This window comes from Exiguobacterium sp. s161 (assembly GCF_018619045.1).
Lineage (GTDB): Bacteria > Bacillota > Bacilli > Exiguobacteriales > Exiguobacteriaceae > Exiguobacterium_A > Exiguobacterium_A indicum.
Window position 1 is genome coordinate 140,960 of sequence record NZ_JACSNH010000007.1, and the last position, 18,819, is coordinate 159,778.

The window sequence follows — 18,819 nt, forward strand, 5'->3', positions numbered from 1 at the left end:
CCTCCTTCATTCGTAAATGCTTTCTCCGACTCGCTCCATCAACCCGTCTCGATCAATGATTTCAATCGTATACTGCGTCCGGCGAATCAATCCATCGTCGACGAACTGACGTAAGACACGATTGACGTGACGATAACTCGTTCCGATCAAATCTGCCGCATCGACGAGTTCCTTACTCGCAAAAGCATCCGTATTAGGTGTCATCGACAACAAATAACTGGCGAGCCGGACTTCAACCGGGTACAACAGATTGAAGCTGAGCGTATGCGATTTTAATTCAAATTTTTTCGTGATCGTCTCGAGTAAAAATAATAAAAAGGCAGGATGATGGACACGTGCTTCTTCCAAATCCGGATAAGCAATGCGTAAGACGGTCACTGATGTCACTGCCTCGACCGTGTTCATCAAATCAATCTTTCGGACGAACTCAATATCGCCGACGAGATCAAACGGATGCTTGAAGGACAACACGAGACGTTTCCCCGTTGCCGACATATGCGTGATCTTTAATTTCCCTTCGACGAGCAGGTAGAGTTCATGCGCAATATCGCCTTGTCGGCATAAAACCTCACCCGGTGCGAACGTCTGAATGTGCATCGCCTTGCGTAGCGATGCGTCAAAAACATGCGTTAACTGATACCGCTCCAAATAGCTCACAATGTCCGTCACTTCTTCTCCTCCTTAGCTCTTTAAGATGAAGATGCCTGCGACCATCATCAAGATGCCGATGATCTGCGGTCCCCGCAGTCGACGTTTCATGACACCGAACCAGCCTCTCCCGTCAATCCAGAGTGCCAGCGCTAATTGCGCCAATAAAAAGAGCGAAATCGTCAAGGTCACGCCCATCCGGTGGACCGCTGTCATGTTGCTAAATAATATAATCGCCGCAAAGGCTCCCCCTGCCAGATAGAGCGGTTTGACACGTCGCATCGCTGAAAAACTGCGATCCCGTAAGACGATCGCTAAGAGGATCGCAACGATGAACCCAGTCATCTGGGTGATCGTCGCCGCTTGCCATGTCCCGATCGTTTGACTGATCCGGGCATTGGCGACACTTTGGAGCGTTAAGAAAAAGCCACCCGCAATCGCAAATAAGACACCACGCATGTGCATACTCCTCTCTTGTTCCATGATACTTTCATTTAACGAGAGTCACTCTGATTTGAACAGGACATTTGTCCTGAGATGTGAATAAGTTCATGCTTCATGATAACTGAAAAAATTCATACAAAGCCAAATGCATCAAAAAAAACGATTGTTCTCAGCAAGAGAACAATCGTTTTTGGTGTAAATGATTTATGCTTCTTCTTCCAATCGTTTAATCGCTTCATCTAGTTGTTCCTGATCCTCTTCCGACAACTTCGGATATTGCGGATCAATTTCCTTCAAAACGTCATTCATGACTTCGGTGACGATATAGCGAGAATACCATTCGTCATCTGCCGGCAAGATGTACCATGGTGCATACGATGTCGACGTCGCCGAGACGAGTTCAGCAAAAATCTCATGGTATTCGTCCCAGTGCTTGCGTTCTTCAATATCACTGAACGAAAATTCAAAGTTTTTCGTTGGATCCTTCAGACGAGTCAATAATCGTTGCCGTTGCTCTTCTTTTGAGACATGGAACAAAAACTTGACGACCCGGAAGCCGTTCTCGACGAGATAGCGTTCAAAGTCATTGATTTGGCGATAGCGCATCTGCCAGACATCTCCGTCATCCGGCTTTTCCTCTTCCTCGAGCAAATCATGGATGCGTGGCGCAATGACTTCCTCATAATAGGAACGGTTCAAGATGCCGACTTCGCCTTTTTCCGGTAGTCCTTCGTGGATCCGCCATAGATAGTCGTGTTTTTGCTCCGTATCCGACGGTTTTTTGACGGAAATCGTCCGGAGTCCTTGTGCGTTCAAGTTAGAAAAGATGTAGCTGATTGCCTCATCCTTCCCCGCTGCATCAATCGCTTGCAGGATGACGAGGACGCCGTTCTTCTCTTCGGCATGTAAACGCCAGTGTAACTCTTGTAACGTCTCGACACTTTTCGGAATCCGCTTCTCTCGCAATTCCGCTTCCGAAATCTCATGTTTTTCTGATGTCGGGTAATTCGAAAACGAGACTTGCTCGCCTTCCTTGACACGATAGGATGACAGTTTCATGGTAGGGCTCCTCCTTTAATTGCTTCTAAAGGGGATTTACCCTACTCGTTCATCCTGAAAACGTTCAGATGAACTTATCTTTTCAAAAGGAGACGGACTCCCTCTTCTAGCGTCGTCACAGGACGACCGAGTAATTCTTTAAAATCAGTACTTTCCACCGCAAGGGTTCCGGCTGCGATATCTGCCTGGATACCCGTCAACATTGGAATCAAGAAGTCAGGTAAGCCAGCTGCTTGCATCCGCTCGCCATAGGTCGCGCTATCTACTTCATCTACAGCGACCGATCGGTTAAGTACTGTTCCGACTGCATTCGCGAGTTCTGCTTGTGTATGCAACGGACCTGATAGTTCATAGATCGCTTTTGGATGCTCGATCGTCAGTCCCGTCGCAATCGCTAGCGCATACTCCTCTTGTAACGCCCATCCGACTTTGCCTTCACCTGCTGCTGTTAACCAGTCTGCACCTTGTGCGACGGCATCCATCGTTCCGAGTTCATTTTCGAGATACCAGTTGTTGCGGAAAAAGACATACGGGATACCTGTCGCTTGAATCGCTTCTTCTGTGACCCGATGTGTTCGCGCAAGTCCGTTCGTGCTCTGTGCCGCATTGGCGATACTCGTATAACCGATCAGCTTGACGCCTGCCGCTTGTGCTGCCGTGACAGCGGCTTGATGTTGCCGGATCCGTGTTGCTTCTTCACCGTCCGTCGAGATGATCAGCAGACGATCGATACCTTGAAACGCGTGTCCGAGTGTTTCCGGCTGATCGAAATCACCATGCCGGACGTCGATTCCTTGCGCTGCAAGCGACGCTGCTTTTTCAACGTCACGGACACTAACCGCTACATGTTCGTTGCCGACTTGTTCACTGAGATGTTGCACGATGCGCGCCCCTAATTTTCCGGTTGCTCCTGTAATTAACCATTTCATGATGAAACCACTCCTTTGAAGTTTGATGTTGTTCTTCATGATACGCCAGGTGATACACTAAAAAAAGTAGGCACTTATCTGAAACTAGGTCCCTCAAAACGAACCAATGGGAGAGGATGAACGTGGCTGTATTCGATTCAACAACTAATCAACGGACGGCTTGTCCAGTCACTCGGGTCCAACAGATGGTCGCTGGCAAATGGAAGATCATCTTGCTCTGGCACCTGACACACGGGACGCATCGTTTTCATGAACTGCAACAATTAACAGGCATCTCTAAAGGAACATTAACGCGTCAGCTTCGCGAGCTCGAGGCGGACGGTTTGATTCAACGACACGTCTTTGGCGAAGTTCCTCCTCGCGTTGAATATTCCCTGACGGATGCCGGACATAGTTTTTTACCGATTGTTGACCAAATGGCAGCTTGGAGTGAGCAACACTTCCAGGGGGAATGATCGTGAGTAACAAAAAAACATGCGCTTCTTCTCGATTCAGAAAAGAAGTGCATGTTGTCGTTCATTCCGTCGCTGTCACCGTCTGACGTAAGTGGGTATCAATCGCCTCTGCGACGCGTAATCCGGAGATGACAGCACTCTCGACGCGCGTCCGCCCTGACGCATCATCGGCTTCAAGGAACGCATCCCCGGCAAGCCAAAGCGGATGTGCCGCTAGTTTCAAATGCGGTGTCCGGTAAACCGCACGTGCCTGAGCGTAACGCCAACGTTTGAGCTGACGCGAAACAATCGTCACCGGTCCGAGTTGCTGTTGTAACAGCCGCTCGACTTCAGCGAGTGTCTCTTCTTCCGGACGCTCGTACCAGTCTTCACTGAAGCGGGCTGTCATATAGACGCTCAAGAGTGTCGTCTTCGAAATCTGCTTCTCGGCATTATTGACGAGTTTTAACATCCCATCGACGAGTTGTTCGTCTTGTAGGCCGACTTCCCCGATCGTCAGTCGCTCCTTGATTTCAAACAGACCCACGAATGTCGGCTCGAACGTCACTTGGCGCAACTGCTCATGATCGTCATCTCCAAGCGCCAGATCAGAAGACTGCAACAGTTCATATGCTTGCGGCACAGGCGCCGTCACGAGTAAGGCATCATACGTACCTTGATGATCCGTCGCTTGTGTGACGAGTTCGTCCTCTGTTGCCGTAATATGCGTGACCTGTTCATTCAACTGGACGGGAATCCCTCGACCAATCGCTTGTACGAGTTGATTCATGCCATTCGTTGCGACATAGCGTGGAAAATCCGTTCCAAACCACTTACGAACCCATCCCTTCTCAAGCCATTCGTCGACTTCGCGTTCCAACTCTTCCGTCCGAACTGTGAAGAAGACGGCACCATGATCCGCTGTTCCTTGATCAATCCGACGAGTTGCCATTCGCCCCCCGACGCTCTGGCTTTTTTCGATGATTTCAACAGCATGTCCTGCTGCCTGCAATTGACGTGCCGCAAAGATTCCGGCGAGTCCACCACCGATGATTCCGATTCGTTTCCCTGTCATCTCGCTTCCCCCTCATATTCCTCATTTCCCTAAGTATAGAGGTTTCTTCCAAGACATGGGTGAATCAATACCCGTCCGATATGCTCGTCGTCTGTAATTCCTGCTCGATGAGCATGATGTTCTCCTCAAAGAACGCCCGGTGCTCTTCTAGTCCACGTTTGATACACCACCCAACGGCCGTGAGTGCTTCCCACAAACGATAGTATGCTAGATACGTCTCGATCGGCACGTCTGGGTGTAACATCGCGTATCCTTCTTGAAATGCCGTGACGTAAATGGAACCGAACGTATTGAGATTACGGACGATCTTCGTGAAGTCCATCTCGACGGCCCCGTAGCGGGTCGTCTCGAAATCGATCACCCCTGTGACTTGATCACCTACCGTCAGTAAATTTGCTAGGCGGAAGTCACAATGTGTGGCAACGGGACGTGAAGGCTCCGGTAACGACTGTTCTCGTCTGACTAACTCTGTTTGGATGTTCTCTAAAAAAACCGGATCGAGTTCGGTCGTGATGAACGGCATGAATCCATCGAGTTTTTCATTCCGGAAGCGTCGCCAGTCCTGAACCGGATAGGCATAAAATCCATCTTCCGTATACTCGCCGTAAGCTTCTCCTGTACACGTATGCAGCATTGCGAGCGTTCGACCAATTTCGTACGCCAATTTTTTAGTCATCGTGATCGGTGCCTGTCCCGGTAAGGCAGCAAGTACGAACGCCCCTGTCGTCTTCCCGGGAGCTGCTTCAGCTAAGATGTGCGGCACGGGTACAAATCGTTCTAGTGCATGAATCCAGCCACGTTCCCGGTACCACTTTTCAGCCGTATACGGGCGCTTTAAGAAAACGACCTGACCATCCGTTAGGACGAGACGATCGACTTCAGAACTATACGATTCGTCGACAGTCGCGCATGCTGCGACGTCGAGTTGAAAATGTTCAATCCATGCGTCTCGTGTCATTCTGTCGTCCCCACTATTTTCTGTAGCGTTTCACCTGGTAGACCGTCAATCGGTCCAACATAGGTCGATTCAAAACCTAATCCGATCAAAATACGGCGCGATGCCTCATGCGCTGGATCAATCGTTGCCGTGACGACCTGTAACTCTTCTTCTGTCGCTAACTGTAAGAGACGCTCTGCAATCGCTGTGCCGTATCCGCGTCCCCACTGATCGGGTAGCAGCATGTAACCGAGCTCTGCTTCGAACGGTTGCGTTTGACTCCGGGTCATGTGCCCGATTCCAATCCATGTCTCTTCGGTATAAATCAGATACGATCCGAGTCGGTCGTGCTGCTGTTGTTCAAGGATTCGGTCAAAGCGTTGTTTCGTTTCCTTATCTGTTAATGCCCTGTTCCGTGATGTAACGCATGACACGTTCGTTTTGGACGAGCGTCGCGTAGCGATCGTAATCGGACGCTGTTATTTTTCGTAATTCAATCATCTTATTCTCCTCTTCATGTCCGGTAGTCATTGTGGGTTGGGGTGAAGACATCTTCCGTCGACGGACGAACAATCGCAAAGTGCTCGACGTTATAATGACCGTGCAAGACTTGATTGTGGTGGGCGATCATTTGCTCCGGCGTCAGGACATCGGAGCCGTTCGTCGTATGCCCGTCGGCGACGAGTGTGACATCAAAGCCGTGCACCGTCGCACTGCGCACCGCGGTATCGATGCAGTGTTCCGTCTTACAGCCTAAGACGATCAGATGTTCAATCGATGCTTGGCGTAGATGATCGAGCAAGGGTGTATCATGGAACGCATTCGTCGCCGCTTTATCGAACGTGACACTGGACGCTGGAACGGGAATCGAGTCATGGACTGCAAACCCAGGTCCTGTTCCGCCAGCGACGTCCAAATCCCGAATGAAGACGACCGGAACGTTTCGTTCGTCTGCTTCAAGCACGACCGCTTCGATGACGTGCGCGACTTGCTCTTTTAAGTATACCGGTCGTTCTTCTGTGTTTCCGTCGACGAGTTCCTGTTGAAAATCAATCACTAGGACTGCTTGTTTCATCGTCATGTTCCTCCTTGTAAAATCGACTGCTTGTTTCCTTCCCGTTCATCTGAATGATTTCCTGCTCTTGACGGGCGTGAAACTTTTTAGCTGTTGGATTCGTTAAGAAGAAGGAAAGGATGTGTCTGGATGATTTGGTTTGGCGTCATCTTCTTATGTGTGCTTCTCGTCAATCTGACACTGGAGAAACTGATCATGAACCGGACGATGACAGGTAGTTGGTTCGTACGCAACTTACTCATTTGTCTTGGGATCACTCTATTACTATTCGGAATCGAACGTTATGTCATATCCGGGTTCTAAAAAAGCAGGTAGCGATTTTCGCTACCTGCTTTTTTAGTTAATAGACTTCGTAATTTTGCCCTGTCTGTGCCCCTTCGACACTCTTTTCGAACGCCGTCGCGACACGTGACGCCGGAACGGCTTCAAAACCACGGAAGAAGGGTCCGTACTTTTCAAGCGACTCGATCAGTACGTTCGGACTGACACTGTTGATCCGAATACCTCGTGGCATCTCGATCGCTGCTGCGTGAACGAACGCTTTGACCCCACCGTTCGCAAGCGCAGCGGATGCGCCTTGGCGAATCGGATCGTCCATCATGATGCCGGTCGTCAGCGTAAAGCTTCCCCCGTCTCGTACTGACTCTAAACCAAGCAAGACAAGATTGACCTGACCTTTTAGTTTACTGTCGATTCCGATTTGATTAAGCTCCGGTGTTAAGTCCGTCAATGGACCGAAATGAGCACCACCTGTGGCACTGATGACGGCATCAACAGAACCGACTGTTTCATACATCGCCCGAATACTTTCCTCTGATGTGATGTCGACTTGTACATCCGCTCCGCTTCGTCCGGCACGAATGATGTCATGCCGCTCACTCAGCCGTTCGACGACTGCCTGCCCAATCGTTCCGCTTGCTCCTACTACTAAAATTCGCATGATCCTTTCCCCTTTCTCGTCTAACTTACCTATCTAGCCTACTGCACAGCAGATGGTGGTTTCAAGGAATCTACCGGATGCGTCTTCAAGAAGATGAGGATTTCTTCGAACAAACGTTGTTTATCCCGATCGAGTGTCAGTAGATGTTTACTGTTCGGAAGAAGAACCTTTTTCTGATCTCGGCTCGGCACCGTCGTTTCGATTCGCTCGAGACTCGCATGATAGACGGCATCATCTAAGGCGCCAAGGAATAGAGCGATGGGCTGCGTGATCTTCGGCAAGACGACTCCTGTGTCGAGAATGAACTGTTGTAGTGCCCATAAGTCTTTTTCTGGGCGTGGAAAATGACGGTCGACAAAGTCTACGATCCACTCCGGTGAACGATCGTCAAACTGAAAATACCGTTCCGTATACCGACGGACGCGGTGCTCGAGTCCCGCAATCGTCCGCTCAAGAATCGGCGTCGAGAGTAAGATGAGTCCAGCGCATCCTGACTGTTCTGCTAGTCGAAGTGCCATTACTCCACCGAGTGATTGTCCGATCAAAAAGATGTCTTTGTGTCCTCGATCTTGTAAAAACGCGAGTCCGACTTGCGCGGACTGCCAGACGTCTTCGATCGTCGTCTCAAACAAGCGCTCCGGCGATTCCCCGTGCCCGGCGTAATTGGGCGCGTAACAGGTATAGCCGGCTGCATGTAAAAAACGAGCGAGTCCCCGCATCTCATTCGCACTTCCCGTAAAACTATGTAACAACAAAACAGCAGGTCCGGGTCCTTCTAAGTACAGATCCTTTGATTTCGTAATCAAGTGCGCCCCTCCTTTTCATCTCTTCACACTTCCTCCACCGAAGCATCCTCCCGTAACGACTCTATAATCCGAAAGCCTGGGTAGTTCGCTTCGGATCGTCGTTCGCCACTTGACCGATAATAAGCATTCCAGTAACTGATCATCCGGTCTTCGATTCGCTTCATGTATGCCGGATCATCCTCGACGAATCGCCGCTTCACTTCCGGATCCCATTGCTCGATTGCGGGTACGATGATGTCGACGATGTCACGGACGTATTCACTAGCAAGTTCGATGATATAGGCAAGAACCCATCCGTCGTGTGGATGGTTTTTAAGTAACTGCTGAAGATACTGCTCACGAACATGACCATCATGGTGACGGGTGTAAAGGCAATATAAAATCGTCTGCTGAGTCGGCGTCAGTTGCTTGATCCGCTCCGAGTCGATTTCTGATAAATACAAACGCATCGGAATCTGTATGTGTTCCTGCTCTATATTTACTTCGATCGCCCCTGGTGATAATCGTGTCCATCCAAACGGTAGACATGCTTTAACGACCCGAACGTCCTGTTCATATCTCTTAGGAAATGCGGTGATCCAGCGGTTCATCCTATTCTCCTCTCATATAAAAAATTCCAAACGGTAGAGGTTTAAAGTTACTACCGTTTGGATGATTCACTTTGAAGTGATTAACATCAAAATAATAAGTTAAAATCGATAATGATTATTTTAAATGTCTTAACAACTCTTTTGTAGCTTCTAATCTTATCGTTTCATCCTCAGAACCCTTCATTAGAGTTCTTAACACATCAATGGCTTCATTTAAAATCTCATCGTTGTCTAATTTCATCGAAACTTTTTCTTCCTCTAGATAATCTTTAGATAAATGTTGAACTAAACCGGACTCCTCTAAACTTTCTTTCGATTTACAAATCGTTCGAATATTTTTTAATAATGATTGCATAGATGCGCTGAGTTCATTAAACGGAATATCTACTTTCCATTCAACAGGACGTGTATGAGTCATGAACTTATCTTCGTACTCTTTTTTCCATTTATAATCACCTATAAATCCTACATGTACTATTTCTTTTTCTCTAATTAAAACAACATCACCATTTTTCATTTCATTAATAAAAGAGTTTACTAACCCTAAGTTGGTTGATAACGACTGTCCCTGATAGCCTAAATCAGATAAAACATTACGGATATCTTCCTTGTTAAAACCAGTTAAATCACCAGTTTCGCTCCATCCAATAGCTATTTCATTTTTTGTTAAAAAATGATCAATACGTTCAATATTATGCGGTTTACTGCGCAACATGAAAATTGACATTTCGAATCTCTCCTCTTATAACTATTTTATTACTAAGTTATCTATAAGTTACAACTAATATAAAAGAAGATCATTAAATTGTCAATATATAAGAATCGAGTATAAATATATAAAAAAAACGAGTAAGGCCAGAGAAATTTCTGACTTCACTCGTTTAAAGTTTAACTTTCCTTACATACATTTAAAAAATTTATTCAACCGTTACCGACTTCGCCAAGTTACGTGGCTTATCGACGTCACAGTCGCGACCTAGTGCCGCATAGTATGAGATCAATTGAAGTGGTAAGACAGACAAGAGCGGTGACAAGAGTGGCTCGACTGCTGGGATGACGAATGCATCCGTCGGCAATTCAAGACCTTCTGCTGCGATGACACACGCATTTGCCCCACGTGCGACGACTTCCTTGATATTCCCACGGTTGTTGAGATGAACGTGTGGTTGTGTCACGAGCGCGATGACCGGTGTGTTGTCTTCAATCAAAGCGATCGGACCGTGCTTGAGCTCTCCACCCGCGTATCCTTCTGCTTGGATATACGAGATCTCTTTAAGTTTCAATGCGCCTTCCATCCCGACGTATGCATCTTGTCCACGACCGATGAAGAACGCGTTGCGTGACTCAGACAAGTATTCTGTCGCGATTTCTTGGAAGCGATCCTTTTGAGACATGACCGACTCCATCGCACTTGAGATTTTACCGAGTTCCTTCATAAGATCGAAGTTGACGGCAACCCCTTTTGCTTGAGCAAGGTCAAACGCAAGGACAGCAAGAACAGCGATTTGAGCTGTATACGCTTTTGTTGAAGCAACAGCGATTTCTGGACCTGCATGGAGTAACAATGTTGCGTTAGCTTCACGTGACAATGTTGATCCTGGAACGTTCGTGATTGTGAGCGCCGGGTGACCGAGTTTCTTCGCTTCGACGAGAACAGCACGGCTATCCGCTGTTTCACCTGATTGTGAAAGGAAGAGGAAGAGCGGTTTCTCTGTCAATAATGGCATGTTGTATCCGAACTCAGAAGAGATGTGCACTTCCGTCGGGATGCCTGCGATTTGTTCGATCAACTGTTTTCCGATCAAACCAGCATGGTAGCTTGTTCCGCAACCGATGATGTAGACGCGGTCACGACCGAGTACGAGATCACGGACTGATTGATCGAGTGTGATGTCGCCTGCTTCGTTTTGATATTTTTGAACGATGTTCCGGATGACTGCTGGTTGCTCATCCATCTCTTTGAGCATATAGTGCGCGTACGTTCCTTTTTCGATATCTGATGCATCGATTTCAGCCGTGTACGCTTCACGCTCTTGGACGTTCCCGTCGAGATCTTGGATCGTCACGCTATCACGCGTCAAGATGATCATCTCACCATCATGCAACTCAACGAATTGATCCGTTACTTGCAACATTGCCATTGCGTCTGACGCGACGACGTTGAACGTACCGTCACCAAGACCAACGAGAAGTGGTGATTTGTTTTTCGCGACGTATAAGACGTCCGGGTTTTCTGCATCGATCAATGCGAGGGCATACGAACCATGCAAGACGCGGAGTGTTTGACGGAATGCTTCCGCGACGTCACCTGTCTCGTTGAAGTTCTTTTCGATCATCTGAACGATGACTTCTGTATCCGTGTCGCTCAGGAGATCGACGTTCAATTCTGCTTTTAGTTGCTCATCGTTTTCGATGACACCGTTGTGCACGAGTGTGAAACGTGCTGACGCACTTTGGTGCGGGTGCGCGTTTGGTACGCTTGGGACACCGTGTGTCGCCCAACGTGTGTGTCCGATTCCGACTGTGCCGTCTGCCTCAGCAGGAACGACTTCGCGTAGCGCAGCAATCCGGCCTACTTCTTTATGGACTTGAACGCCGTCGTTGACGAACGCAAGACCTGCCGAGTCATAGCCGCGGTACTCGAGCTTCTCGAGACCTTTTAATAAAATTTCCTTCGTGTTGACCTGTCCGATCATACCTACGATTCCACACATGTTACATCTCTCCATTTACAAGTATTTCCCTGAAGAGGAAACGGCTCTTTTCGAGAGGGTCCCGATCGGTCTGTTTGTCCGTCCAATCACTTGGACGATTTCAGAACGATTTACGGTATGGACCTGTTACCGGGAGGCATCCGCCGAATGATTCGATAAACCTCCACCTCGTCAGCTTTCAACCTACGAAGAAAGCCCTGGCGCTTTTTAGTTCCGTCTGACCCCGTTTCTGTCCGACTTCACCATCATACGAACTTTACTTTGAAAAAGCAAGAAAGGTAACGTAGTTGTAACTATTCCCGATATTTCACTAATCAATACGTATAATCCCTATTTTTTGTAAAAATCTCAAGCTGTTTTTCTAAAATAATTGTAAAAAAAGAAGCAGAGCAATCGCTCTGCTTCGGGTTTCTTAGTTTTCTTGTAACGCATAGTTCTCACGAACGACGTTCGCGATCCGCTCGACGTACGCATCACACGCTTCTTGTGTCGGAGCTTCCGCCATGACACGAACGAGTGGTTCTGTTCCTGACGCACGAACGAGGATCCGTCCGTTGCCCGCCATTTCCGCTTCAACTTCCGCAATGATTGCTTGCACGGCAGGACCGCTCATTGCGCCATTTTTATCTGAAACACGGATGTTGACGAGACGTTGTGGGAAGATCGGCATCTCAGCTGCGAGTTCTGATAACTTCTTCCCTGTCGCTTTCATGATTTGCAACAACTGGACGCCTGACAACATGCCGTCCCCTGTCGTTGAGTAATCCATGAAGATGATGTGCCCCGACTGTTCGCCACCGAGCGTATAGTCGTTCTTACGCATCTCTTCGACGACATAACGGTCACCGACTGCTGTCTGAAGCGCCGTCATCCCGTTTTCTTTGACGGTTTTATGAAAACCAAGGTTACTCATGACCGTCGCAACGATCGTGTTGTCTTTCAGACGACCAAGTTCGTTCAAGTATTTCCCGCAGATGAACATAATTTTATCACCATCGACGATATCGCCGTTCTCATCGACTGCAATCAAGCGATCGCCGTCGCCATCAAATGACAAACCGACATCTGCGCTCTTTTCTTTGACGAAGGCAGCAAGGTGTTCAGGGTGTGTCGAACCGACACCATCATTGATGTTGAGTCCGTTCGGATTCGTTCCGATCGTCGATACTTCTGCTTCCAAGTCACCAAATAGACGTGGTGCGAGGCTTGACGTCGCTCCGTGTGCACCGTCAATCGCGACATGGATGCCTGAGAAATCTTCATCCGATGTCTGACGAAGCATATGCAGATACTTTTGTGCGCCCTCAAAATAATCATGAACGAAGCCGAGTTCTTTTCCGGCTGGGCGTGGCAATGTATCTTCTGCTTCATCGAGTAATGCTTCAATTTCAAGTTCTGTTGCGTCATCAAGCTTAAAGCCGTCTGATCCGAAGAACTTGATCCCGTTATCTTCTACTGGATTGTGCGACGCGGAAATCATGACTCCTGCTGTCGCATCCATTGTTTTTGTCAGATACGCGACACCTGGTGTCGAGATGACACCTAGACGCATGACTTCTGCACCGATCGATAACAGACCCGCGATAAGTGCGTTCTCAAGCATTTGACCAGAAACACGTGTATCGCGTCCAATTAAGACTTTAGGTCGTGTGCTTTCGTGTTTTGTTAACACGTAACCACCTGTTCGACCGAGGCGATACGCCAGTTCCGGTGTCAATTCTACGTTTGCGACGCCGCGTACGCCGTCAGTTCCAAAATACTTACCCATATGTTATTTCCTCATTTCACTAATTTGTTTTAATTGGTCGGAACGGATGTCCGAGGCACGGCTTTTAACGTGACATCCATGTTATCCGGACGCAAGACATCGAAGGCTTTCGACGTCTGGTATGAAATCGGCAATCCATGTGTTCCTTCTTTTAGTCCTGTCACGTCGATGACCGCTTTAATGTCCGTCGCATCAATCGATGCTAGATCCGATTCTTTCCCACGGACAACGACATCCATCGTTTGGTTATAATCAATCGTATACTTCGACTCATCAAACCCGTTCAACGTGACCGTCACACCCGGGATCGTTTTCTCTGCTCGATCCTCGACGGTTTCTGTCGTCGATTTCGCATTTTCCTTTTCAACGACGATATTGACGGTAACCTGTGTCGGATCCATCGCCGTCGCGTTTTCCGGTTCCACGAGTTTGACGGTTTTTTCCGTCGTCTTCGTCAATCCCTTAAGCGAGACCGCTTCTGTATCAACGGAACCAATCCGTTCCAACTCTTCTTTTGTTCCATATAGACGAGCTTCCGTCGTGACGGGAACGATCTTGACAACGGTATACCCTTTTTTGACGTTGTCTTTTGTCTTCACATTGATTGGTACCGTCTTACTTTCCTTATAGATCGGTACTGTGATTTCTAATTGCTCCGGTTGATAAGATGCATTAATCGTATTCCCGTTCGCATCCGTCGCTTTAGCATTGAACGTCTCTTTGAACGTCTCTGCCCGACCGGTCACATCAATCGGTACTTGGATTGCTGAAATCGCCTGTAACTTCTCCGCGCCTCCCGTGACTTCAACAGTTTGTTGGTTCGGTTGCGCTTCCCCAGCGACATATCCTTCAGCGATTTTGTTTTTATTGAGTAAGGCGACTTGTACCGGTACTTCTTTCGTAATTTTCTTATCGAGGAAGACTTCGATCGTCTGTTGTTTCGGCGTCACTTCGACATCTTTTCCAAAGCCAGTCGGTGTGACACGGACACGATGATAGCCCGGGTCGAGACCTTTCAAATCAATCGATAACCCAAAATCTTGAACAAGCCGGAGCATCGTCAAGCTACTCGAAGGACCTTTTACGGTGACCTCCATCGTATTTGGAATATTATAGGCGACCCATTGCGATTCATCATACTGGACCGTGACCGGTACGTCAAACTTCGTCGAGCCTTGTCCTGCGATCGGTAACAGACTAGCGGCATCGCTTTTTCCCGTCGTATTCGAACCTGCGACCATCAAATACAACATGACGGCTAAGGCAACAGCAACGATGCGTAAAAACCAGCGCTCATTGAACCACTTTTCGAACATTATTTTTTCGCCCCCATCCAGTTCAAGAAGGAAGTATTCGTCGGTTCGGCCTTGACGATCGTCTCAAGTAACTTCGTCCGCAAGGATTCTTCGTCGAGTTCCCGGTATAGACGTCCATTGATGGCGAGTGAGACACCACCCGTTTCTTCCGAGACGACGAGCGTGACACTATCCGTCACCTCACTGACACCAATTGCTGCGCGGTGACGTGTTCCAAGCTCTTTTGAGATATGTGCACTCTCAGACAGCGGTAAGTAACAAGCGGCTGCTGCTAACTTGCCTTGCTGGACGATGACGGCACCATCATGTAAGGGTGTATTCGGAATGAACAAGTTGATCAGCAACTGACTCGTGATTTGTGAGCCGAGCGGAATACCCGTCTCCACGTATTCACTCAGTCCAGTCTCCCGTTCAATCGTCACGAGTGCCCCAATACGCCGTTTTGACATGTACTGAGCAGACGATACGAGCGCATCGACGATTCGAATTTGTTCATCTTCATCACTGACCGCACTACGCGAGAAGAATTTACTCGTTCGTCCTAAATGTTCCAGTCCACGCCGGAGTTCGGGTTGGAAGATGATGATAATCCCTAGTAACCCATAGGTGATGATTTGATTCAGTAAGAATTGCAGTGTTTTGAGTCCAAAAAAGCCACTCAGGAACCAACTGATCAAAATGACCGAGATCCCTTTAATGAGCTGGACCGCTTTTGTTCCTTTGACGATGATCATGAGACGGTAAATGACGAACGTCACGACCGCAATATCAATCACGTCATTAATATAATCGTACCAATGTACGTTTTCTCCCAGTTTCAACAATTGAAATTGAAGTGGTTGCCAGCTGAAGTAATTCACCAACCGTGCCCCCTAACTCATCTGATTTAAACAGTTTCCATTATAGCACAAAGGGACGAGTTCGACTCGTCCCAGCTGATTATTGAAATAGACGCTTGATTCCGTACCATACGCGTTCGAATAATTGATCGATTTCCTTGATTTCTCCGGTCACGCTACCAGCACTCGCCGTGTACGCTTTCCCGTCAACGGTCATGACGTCGCCATTGACTTTCCCTTCGATGCGGACGTTCCCGCCTTCGACATAGAGATCTTGATCGACTGTGACACCTTTCGGGACAACGACCTCACCATTTTGAGCGACGATGCCTGGTGCATTCGTATAAGATAAGTCATGTTCTTCCTGTGCCATATAACCACCAAGGCTACCGACCGACAAAAGTAAGAAAACAGCCGCTGCCGCGAGCAATGGATATTGCTTCATCTTCCCTCCAAAACGAGACGGTTGCGGTTGGTGCAGCAAAGCAGCGCTTGGCGTCTCCACCTGTTCAGGCAATTGTGCCAGCACGCGGGATGTAAAATCTGCCGATAATTTAGGCGCTGGAAGTTGACGCAGTCGAGCATCAAGGAGCCGATACTCTTCGAACTCGTCCATCGCGTCTACTTCTCGTAACTCTGCTTCTAATCGCTCGAATTCCTCAGGTGGTTGGTTTTGATCTAAATAATCCTGGATCCGTTCATGTACATGCTCTCGTGACATGGTGAGTTCCTCCTTCTCATCGTTTGGCAAAATGCTTCTTCAGCGCTTCTCGTCCACGATGAATTCTAGTTTTGACAGTAGCGACAGGTAATTCGATCATTTCACTGATTTCCTTTAGCGAAAGATCCTCTACATATTTCAGGACGAGTGGGACACGGTATTTTTCTGGTAAAGCCGCAATCGCGTCCCCGACTTCGTTTCGTTGCTCGTTATCGACCACTTGGTCCTCCGGCAAGGTGTCCTTGCTCTCGAGTTGTGAATACAATGTCAGTCCTTCAGTACCTGACATCTCAGCATCAAGAGAATAATCAGGTTTCTTTTTCCGTAATCGGTCAATCGATACGTTCGTGACGATTCGGTACAACCAAGTCCGGAACTTCCATTGTGCATTATACGAATCAATTTTCGTAAATACACGGATGAAGGCTTCCTGTGTCGCATCCTCCGCTTCCATTCGATCGCGCAAGACACGGAAAGCCACAAGAAAGGCACCTTCCTTATATAGATCAACAAGTGCCGCGAATGCATCACGGTCTCCCTGTTTCACTCGCTCAATTAAGCGTAGTGTCGTTTCTTCCACTTTGAATACCCCCCGCTCTATGCGGTCAATCTCTTATACGAAGTCGACCGATAAATGTTTCATCTCCTTTTAAATTGTAACAAAAAAAACTTGAACCCCGATGAAAAGAGTTCAAGTTCTATCCATTATTTTACTAAGCGATGTGTTTCCATTGCCAAAAGTAGATCTCCGATTAGTTCATTCGCAAGTTCTGCTGTTCCGTTTCCTTCTTCAAGCAACGGATTCACTTCAACGAATTCAGCTGCAATGAAGTCTTCTGCCGTTGCGCAATGCTGGAGCACCGTTTTCGCATCGTCTAAGAAAATACCGTCGGCGACACGTGTTCCGGTACCGACGACGAGTGATGGATCGAGACCATCCATATCAAAGCTAAGATAGAACGCATCCGTCGTTTCCTTCAAATAGGCAATCGCTTCTTCCATGATCGCGTCCATTCCCCGAGTTCGGATCGCTTCCATATCATAGACACGAATACCAAGACGATCAATCAGCTCTTGTTCGCCTGGATCAACGTCACGTAATCCGATGAAGACGAGATGTTCCGGTTGCAGTTTGACATCGGTTCCTCCGACTTCCGTTAAACGCTGATGTCCTTCCCCAAGGGCGACAGCGAGCGGCATGCCGTGGATGTTACCAGACGGTGATGTTTCCGGTGTATTCAAATCACCGTGTGCATCGAACCAGATGACACCAAGACGGGGTACAGTCTGACGTAACCCTGCAATCGTTCCGATCGCCATGCTGTGATCGCCACCGACTAATAACGGAAAACGTTGCTCCGATAACGCGTCACGTACGATCAGGTGCAAGTCATTCGTCGTATGGACGACGCCTTCAAGACGTTTTAGCTTCGGATCTTCTTCCCGGACTGCATCCTCGGATAAGACAGCCGCTTCCCCGTAGCGTACTGCTTCTTGTCCCCGTGCTTCAAGTGTCGCGAGTAGACCGGCTTTTTCGACAGCAGCAGGTCCGTGTTCAGTGCCTGGCTTTCCTTGTCCATAACGGTACGGTACGCTGATATACGCGATGTTCATTCGTTATTCCCCCTATGTCATAGTCACTTCTACATGTATTGTAAGCGGTAACAAACAAGTGGTTCAACTCAACAAAAAAACGCATGAATATACAAAAAAACACCGTGAAGGGAATCACGGTGTTCTTGCGTACGTACTCTGGTTATGCTTGGCATTTCATATAAAAAAAACTTAAGACGAACGAAACTCGCTTAAGATCTTTAAATAAAATTGGTGGAGCCTAGCGGGATCGAACCGCTGACCTCCTGCGTGCAAGGCAGGCGCTCTCCCAGCTGAGCTAAGGCCCCGAAAGAAAAAGCGGAAGACGGGATTCGAACCCGCGACCCCGACCTTGGCAAGGTCGTATTCTACCACTGAACTACTTCCGCAAGAAATGAGCCATGCAGGATTCGAACCTGCGACCCTCTGATTAAAAGTCAGATGCTCTACCAACTGAGCTAATGGCTCGACATGGTGGGGGGGGGCGGATTCGAACCGCCGAACCCGAGGGAGCGGATTTACAGTCCGCCGCGTTTAGCCACTTCGCTACCCCCCCAGTTTGTCTAGGAAACTTATACGATTGAGAAAAAACAGTGCCGGCAACAGGAGTCGAACCCGCGACCTACTGATTACAAGTCAGTTGCTCTACCAGCTGAGCTACACCGGCACAAAAAGTATAATGGTGACCCGTACGGGATTCGAACCCGTGTTACCGCCGTGAAAGGGCGGTGTCTTAACCGCTTGACCAACGGGCCATTGGCTCCGCAAGTAGGATTTGAACCTACGACCTACCGGTTAACAGCCGGTTGCTCTACCACTGAGCTATTGCGGAATAAATTAAATGCCTGGCAACGTCCTATCCTCACAGGGGGAAGCCCCCAACTACTTTCGGCGTTCAAGTGCTTAACTTCCGTGTTCGGCATGGGAACGG

General features: G+C 48.3%; 22 protein-coding genes, 7 tRNA genes and 1 rRNA gene. 2 read left to right on the forward strand and 28 right to left on the reverse strand.

The features are described 5' to 3' along the window. Window positions 1–6: 6 nt before the first annotated feature. The 4 genes from KNQ14_RS15115 to KNQ14_RS15130 all read right to left on the reverse strand — a co-directional run bounded on the left by KNQ14_RS15115 (window position 7) and on the right by KNQ14_RS15130 (window position 3,080). The gene (locus KNQ14_RS15115; protein WP_371743363.1) at window positions 7–669 is read right to left on the reverse strand and encodes a Crp/Fnr family transcriptional regulator; all 663 of its coding nucleotides are present in this window, start codon (window positions 667–669) and stop codon (window positions 7–9) included. A 12-nt stretch (window positions 670–681) separates the two neighbouring features. Beyond that, window positions 682–1,107 (reverse strand): DMT family transporter, encoded by a 426-nt coding sequence (locus KNQ14_RS15120; RefSeq protein ID WP_023466686.1) that lies wholly within the window; start codon window positions 1,105–1,107, stop codon window positions 682–684. Window positions 1,108–1,296: 189 nt separating this feature from the next. Further along, a complete protein-coding gene (locus tag KNQ14_RS15125; RefSeq protein ID WP_050676896.1) occupies window positions 1,297–2,151 on the reverse strand; it encodes a PPK2 family polyphosphate kinase in 855 nt (284 codons plus the stop codon). Window positions 2,152–2,225: 74 nt separating this feature from the next. After that, window positions 2,226–3,080 (reverse strand): NAD(P)H-binding protein, encoded by an 855-nt coding sequence (locus KNQ14_RS15130; RefSeq protein ID WP_214861616.1) that lies wholly within the window; start codon window positions 3,078–3,080, stop codon window positions 2,226–2,228. A 122-nt stretch (window positions 3,081–3,202) separates the two neighbouring features. Between KNQ14_RS15130 and KNQ14_RS15135 the strand changes: the two genes are divergently transcribed. Further along, the gene (locus KNQ14_RS15135) at window positions 3,203–3,535 is read left to right on the forward strand and encodes a winged helix-turn-helix transcriptional regulator (protein ID WP_371743364.1); all 333 of its coding nucleotides are present in this window, start codon (window positions 3,203–3,205) and stop codon (window positions 3,533–3,535) included. A 61-nt stretch (window positions 3,536–3,596) separates the two neighbouring features. Here KNQ14_RS15135 and KNQ14_RS15140 read toward each other — a convergent pair whose 3' ends face one another. From KNQ14_RS15140 to KNQ14_RS15160, 5 genes are all read right to left on the reverse strand, one after another. Beyond that, the gene (locus KNQ14_RS15140) at window positions 3,597–4,589 is read right to left on the reverse strand and encodes an NAD(P)/FAD-dependent oxidoreductase (protein WP_035399314.1); all 993 of its coding nucleotides are present in this window, start codon (window positions 4,587–4,589) and stop codon (window positions 3,597–3,599) included. A gap of 64 nt (window positions 4,590–4,653) precedes the next feature. Continuing rightward, entirely contained in the window at window positions 4,654–5,547 is an 894-nt protein-coding gene (locus tag KNQ14_RS15145) for a phosphotransferase family protein (protein WP_214861620.1), read from the reverse strand. Then, on the reverse strand, window positions 5,544–5,960 hold the full coding sequence (locus tag KNQ14_RS15150; protein ID WP_214861622.1) for a GNAT family N-acetyltransferase: 417 nt from the start codon (window positions 5,958–5,960) through the stop codon (window positions 5,544–5,546). The genes KNQ14_RS15145 and KNQ14_RS15150 overlap by 4 nt, the downstream gene beginning before the upstream one ends. Continuing rightward, window positions 5,920–6,027, reverse strand: coding sequence for a GNAT family N-acetyltransferase (locus tag KNQ14_RS15155; RefSeq protein WP_214861624.1), 108 nt, complete (start codon window positions 6,025–6,027; stop codon window positions 5,920–5,922). The genes KNQ14_RS15150 and KNQ14_RS15155 overlap by 41 nt, the downstream gene beginning before the upstream one ends. A 13-nt stretch (window positions 6,028–6,040) precedes the next feature. Further along, window positions 6,041–6,601, reverse strand: coding sequence for an isochorismatase family protein (locus tag KNQ14_RS15160; RefSeq protein WP_023466677.1), 561 nt, complete (start codon window positions 6,599–6,601; stop codon window positions 6,041–6,043). Between the two features lie 129 nt (window positions 6,602–6,730). On the opposite strand from KNQ14_RS15160, the gene KNQ14_RS15165 reads away from it, so the two are divergent. Further along, window positions 6,731–6,904, forward strand: a complete 174-nt coding sequence (locus tag KNQ14_RS15165) for a hypothetical protein (RefSeq protein WP_158581864.1) — start codon at window positions 6,731–6,733, stop codon at window positions 6,902–6,904. Between the two features lie 37 nt (window positions 6,905–6,941). Here the strand turns inward: KNQ14_RS15165 and KNQ14_RS15170 are convergent, their stop codons facing one another. The 19 genes from KNQ14_RS15170 to rrf all read right to left on the reverse strand — a co-directional run. Further along, the gene (locus KNQ14_RS15170; protein WP_195866251.1) at window positions 6,942–7,541 is read right to left on the reverse strand and encodes a short chain dehydrogenase; all 600 of its coding nucleotides are present in this window, start codon (window positions 7,539–7,541) and stop codon (window positions 6,942–6,944) included. 38 nt (window positions 7,542–7,579) lie between these two features. Then, window positions 7,580–8,347, reverse strand: a complete 768-nt coding sequence (locus tag KNQ14_RS15175; RefSeq protein ID WP_214861626.1) for an alpha/beta hydrolase — start codon at window positions 8,345–8,347, stop codon at window positions 7,580–7,582. A gap of 23 nt (window positions 8,348–8,370) precedes the next feature. Continuing rightward, window positions 8,371–8,937, reverse strand: a complete 567-nt coding sequence (locus KNQ14_RS15180) for a hypothetical protein (protein WP_214861628.1) — start codon at window positions 8,935–8,937, stop codon at window positions 8,371–8,373. 115 nt (window positions 8,938–9,052) lie between these two features. Next, window positions 9,053–9,664 carry a hypothetical protein gene (locus tag KNQ14_RS15185; RefSeq protein ID WP_214861630.1) on the reverse strand — a complete coding sequence of 204 codons (612 nt, stop codon included), beginning with the start codon at window positions 9,662–9,664 and terminating at the stop codon, window positions 9,053–9,055. A gap of 190 nt (window positions 9,665–9,854) precedes the next feature. Then, window positions 9,855–11,651, reverse strand: a complete 1,797-nt coding sequence (gene glmS, locus KNQ14_RS15190; RefSeq protein ID WP_023466669.1) for a glutamine--fructose-6-phosphate transaminase (isomerizing) — start codon at window positions 11,649–11,651, stop codon at window positions 9,855–9,857. 412 nt (window positions 11,652–12,063) lie between these two features. After that, a complete protein-coding gene (gene glmM, locus KNQ14_RS15195; protein WP_023466667.1) occupies window positions 12,064–13,419 on the reverse strand; it encodes a phosphoglucosamine mutase in 1,356 nt (451 codons plus the stop codon). Window positions 13,420–13,448: 29 nt separating this feature from the next. Then, the gene (locus tag KNQ14_RS15200; protein ID WP_023466665.1) at window positions 13,449–14,735 is read right to left on the reverse strand and encodes a CdaR family protein; all 1,287 of its coding nucleotides are present in this window, start codon (window positions 14,733–14,735) and stop codon (window positions 13,449–13,451) included. Next, window positions 14,735–15,595 (reverse strand): diadenylate cyclase CdaA, encoded by an 861-nt coding sequence (gene cdaA, locus KNQ14_RS15205; RefSeq protein ID WP_023466663.1) that lies wholly within the window; start codon window positions 15,593–15,595, stop codon window positions 14,735–14,737. Before cdaA ends, KNQ14_RS15200 begins: the two co-directional genes overlap by 1 nt. A gap of 79 nt (window positions 15,596–15,674) precedes the next feature. Continuing rightward, window positions 15,675–16,295 carry an anti-sigma factor gene (locus KNQ14_RS15210; protein WP_023466661.1) on the reverse strand — a complete coding sequence of 207 codons (621 nt, stop codon included), beginning with the start codon at window positions 16,293–16,295 and terminating at the stop codon, window positions 15,675–15,677. Window positions 16,296–16,311: 16 nt separating this feature from the next. Then, on the reverse strand, window positions 16,312–16,875 hold the full coding sequence (sigW, locus tag KNQ14_RS15215; RefSeq protein ID WP_023466660.1) for an RNA polymerase sigma factor SigW: 564 nt from the start codon (window positions 16,873–16,875) through the stop codon (window positions 16,312–16,314). Window positions 16,876–17,000: 125 nt separating this feature from the next. Then, window positions 17,001–17,909: an arginase gene (gene rocF / locus KNQ14_RS15220; protein ID WP_023466659.1), complete on the reverse strand. Its 909-nt coding sequence runs from the start codon at window positions 17,907–17,909 to the stop codon at window positions 17,001–17,003. 211 nt (window positions 17,910–18,120) lie between these two features. After that, window positions 18,121–18,196: transfer RNA gene (locus KNQ14_RS15225), tRNA-Ala, on the reverse strand. A gap of 9 nt (window positions 18,197–18,205) precedes the next feature. Then, window positions 18,206–18,277, reverse strand: a tRNA-Gly gene (locus tag KNQ14_RS15230). A gap of 6 nt (window positions 18,278–18,283) precedes the next feature. Further along, window positions 18,284–18,356 (reverse strand) — tRNA-Lys (locus KNQ14_RS15235). 4 nt (window positions 18,357–18,360) lie between these two features. Continuing rightward, window positions 18,361–18,444 (reverse strand) — tRNA-Tyr (locus tag KNQ14_RS15240). 38 nt (window positions 18,445–18,482) lie between these two features. Continuing rightward, window positions 18,483–18,555: transfer RNA gene (locus KNQ14_RS15245), tRNA-Thr, on the reverse strand. Between the two features lie 13 nt (window positions 18,556–18,568). Continuing rightward, a tRNA-Glu gene (locus tag KNQ14_RS15250) sits at window positions 18,569–18,643 on the reverse strand. Window positions 18,644–18,645: 2 nt separating this feature from the next. Further along, window positions 18,646–18,720: transfer RNA gene (locus tag KNQ14_RS15255), tRNA-Asn, on the reverse strand. Between the two features lie 11 nt (window positions 18,721–18,731). After that, a 5S ribosomal RNA gene (rrf, locus tag KNQ14_RS15260) occupies window positions 18,732–18,819 on the reverse strand; the annotation flags it as partial.

What these genes read in the sequence shown, in the direction of transcription:
- KNQ14_RS15130 (WP_214861616.1), bottom strand. Translation starts at nt 3,080, where the DNA reads ATGAAATGGTTAATTACAGGAGCAACCGGAAAATTAGGGGCGCGCATC.
- KNQ14_RS15165 (WP_158581864.1), top strand. Translation starts at nt 6,731, where the DNA reads ATGATTTGGTTTGGCGTCATCTTCTTATGTGTGCTTCTCGTCAATCTG.
- KNQ14_RS15120 (WP_023466686.1), bottom strand. Translation starts at nt 1,107, where the DNA reads ATGCGTGGTGTCTTATTTGCGATTGCGGGTGGCTTTTTCTTAACGCTC.
- KNQ14_RS15145 (WP_214861620.1), bottom strand. Translation starts at nt 5,547, where the DNA reads ATGACACGAGACGCATGGATTGAACATTTTCAACTCGACGTCGCAGCA.
- KNQ14_RS15180 (WP_214861628.1), bottom strand. Translation starts at nt 8,937, where the DNA reads ATGAACCGCTGGATCACCGCATTTCCTAAGAGATATGAACAGGACGTT.
- glmM (WP_023466667.1), bottom strand. Translation starts at nt 13,419, where the DNA reads ATGGGTAAGTATTTTGGAACTGACGGCGTACGCGGCGTCGCAAACGTA.
- glmS (WP_023466669.1), bottom strand. Translation starts at nt 11,651, where the DNA reads ATGTGTGGAATCGTAGGTATGATCGGACAGGTCAACACGAAGGAAATT.
- KNQ14_RS15210 (WP_023466661.1), bottom strand. Translation starts at nt 16,295, where the DNA reads ATGTCACGAGAGCATGTACATGAACGGATCCAGGATTATTTAGATCAA.
- KNQ14_RS15185 (WP_214861630.1), bottom strand. Translation starts at nt 9,664, where the DNA reads ATGTCAATTTTCATGTTGCGCAGTAAACCGCATAATATTGAACGTATT.
- KNQ14_RS15125 (WP_050676896.1), bottom strand. Translation starts at nt 2,151, where the DNA reads ATGAAACTGTCATCCTATCGTGTCAAGGAAGGCGAGCAAGTCTCGTTT.
- KNQ14_RS15160 (WP_023466677.1), bottom strand. Translation starts at nt 6,601, where the DNA reads ATGAAACAAGCAGTCCTAGTGATTGATTTTCAACAGGAACTCGTCGAC.
- KNQ14_RS15155 (WP_214861624.1), bottom strand. Translation starts at nt 6,027, where the DNA reads ATGATTGAATTACGAAAAATAACAGCGTCCGATTACGATCGCTACGCG.
- KNQ14_RS15200 (WP_023466665.1), bottom strand. Translation starts at nt 14,735, where the DNA reads ATGTTCGAAAAGTGGTTCAATGAGCGCTGGTTTTTACGCATCGTTGCT.
- KNQ14_RS15170 (WP_195866251.1), bottom strand. Translation starts at nt 7,541, where the DNA reads ATGCGAATTTTAGTAGTAGGAGCAAGCGGAACGATTGGGCAGGCAGTC.
- KNQ14_RS15140 (WP_035399314.1), bottom strand. Translation starts at nt 4,589, where the DNA reads ATGACAGGGAAACGAATCGGAATCATCGGTGGTGGACTCGCCGGAATC.
- rocF (WP_023466659.1), bottom strand. Translation starts at nt 17,909, where the DNA reads ATGAACATCGCGTATATCAGCGTACCGTACCGTTATGGACAAGGAAAG.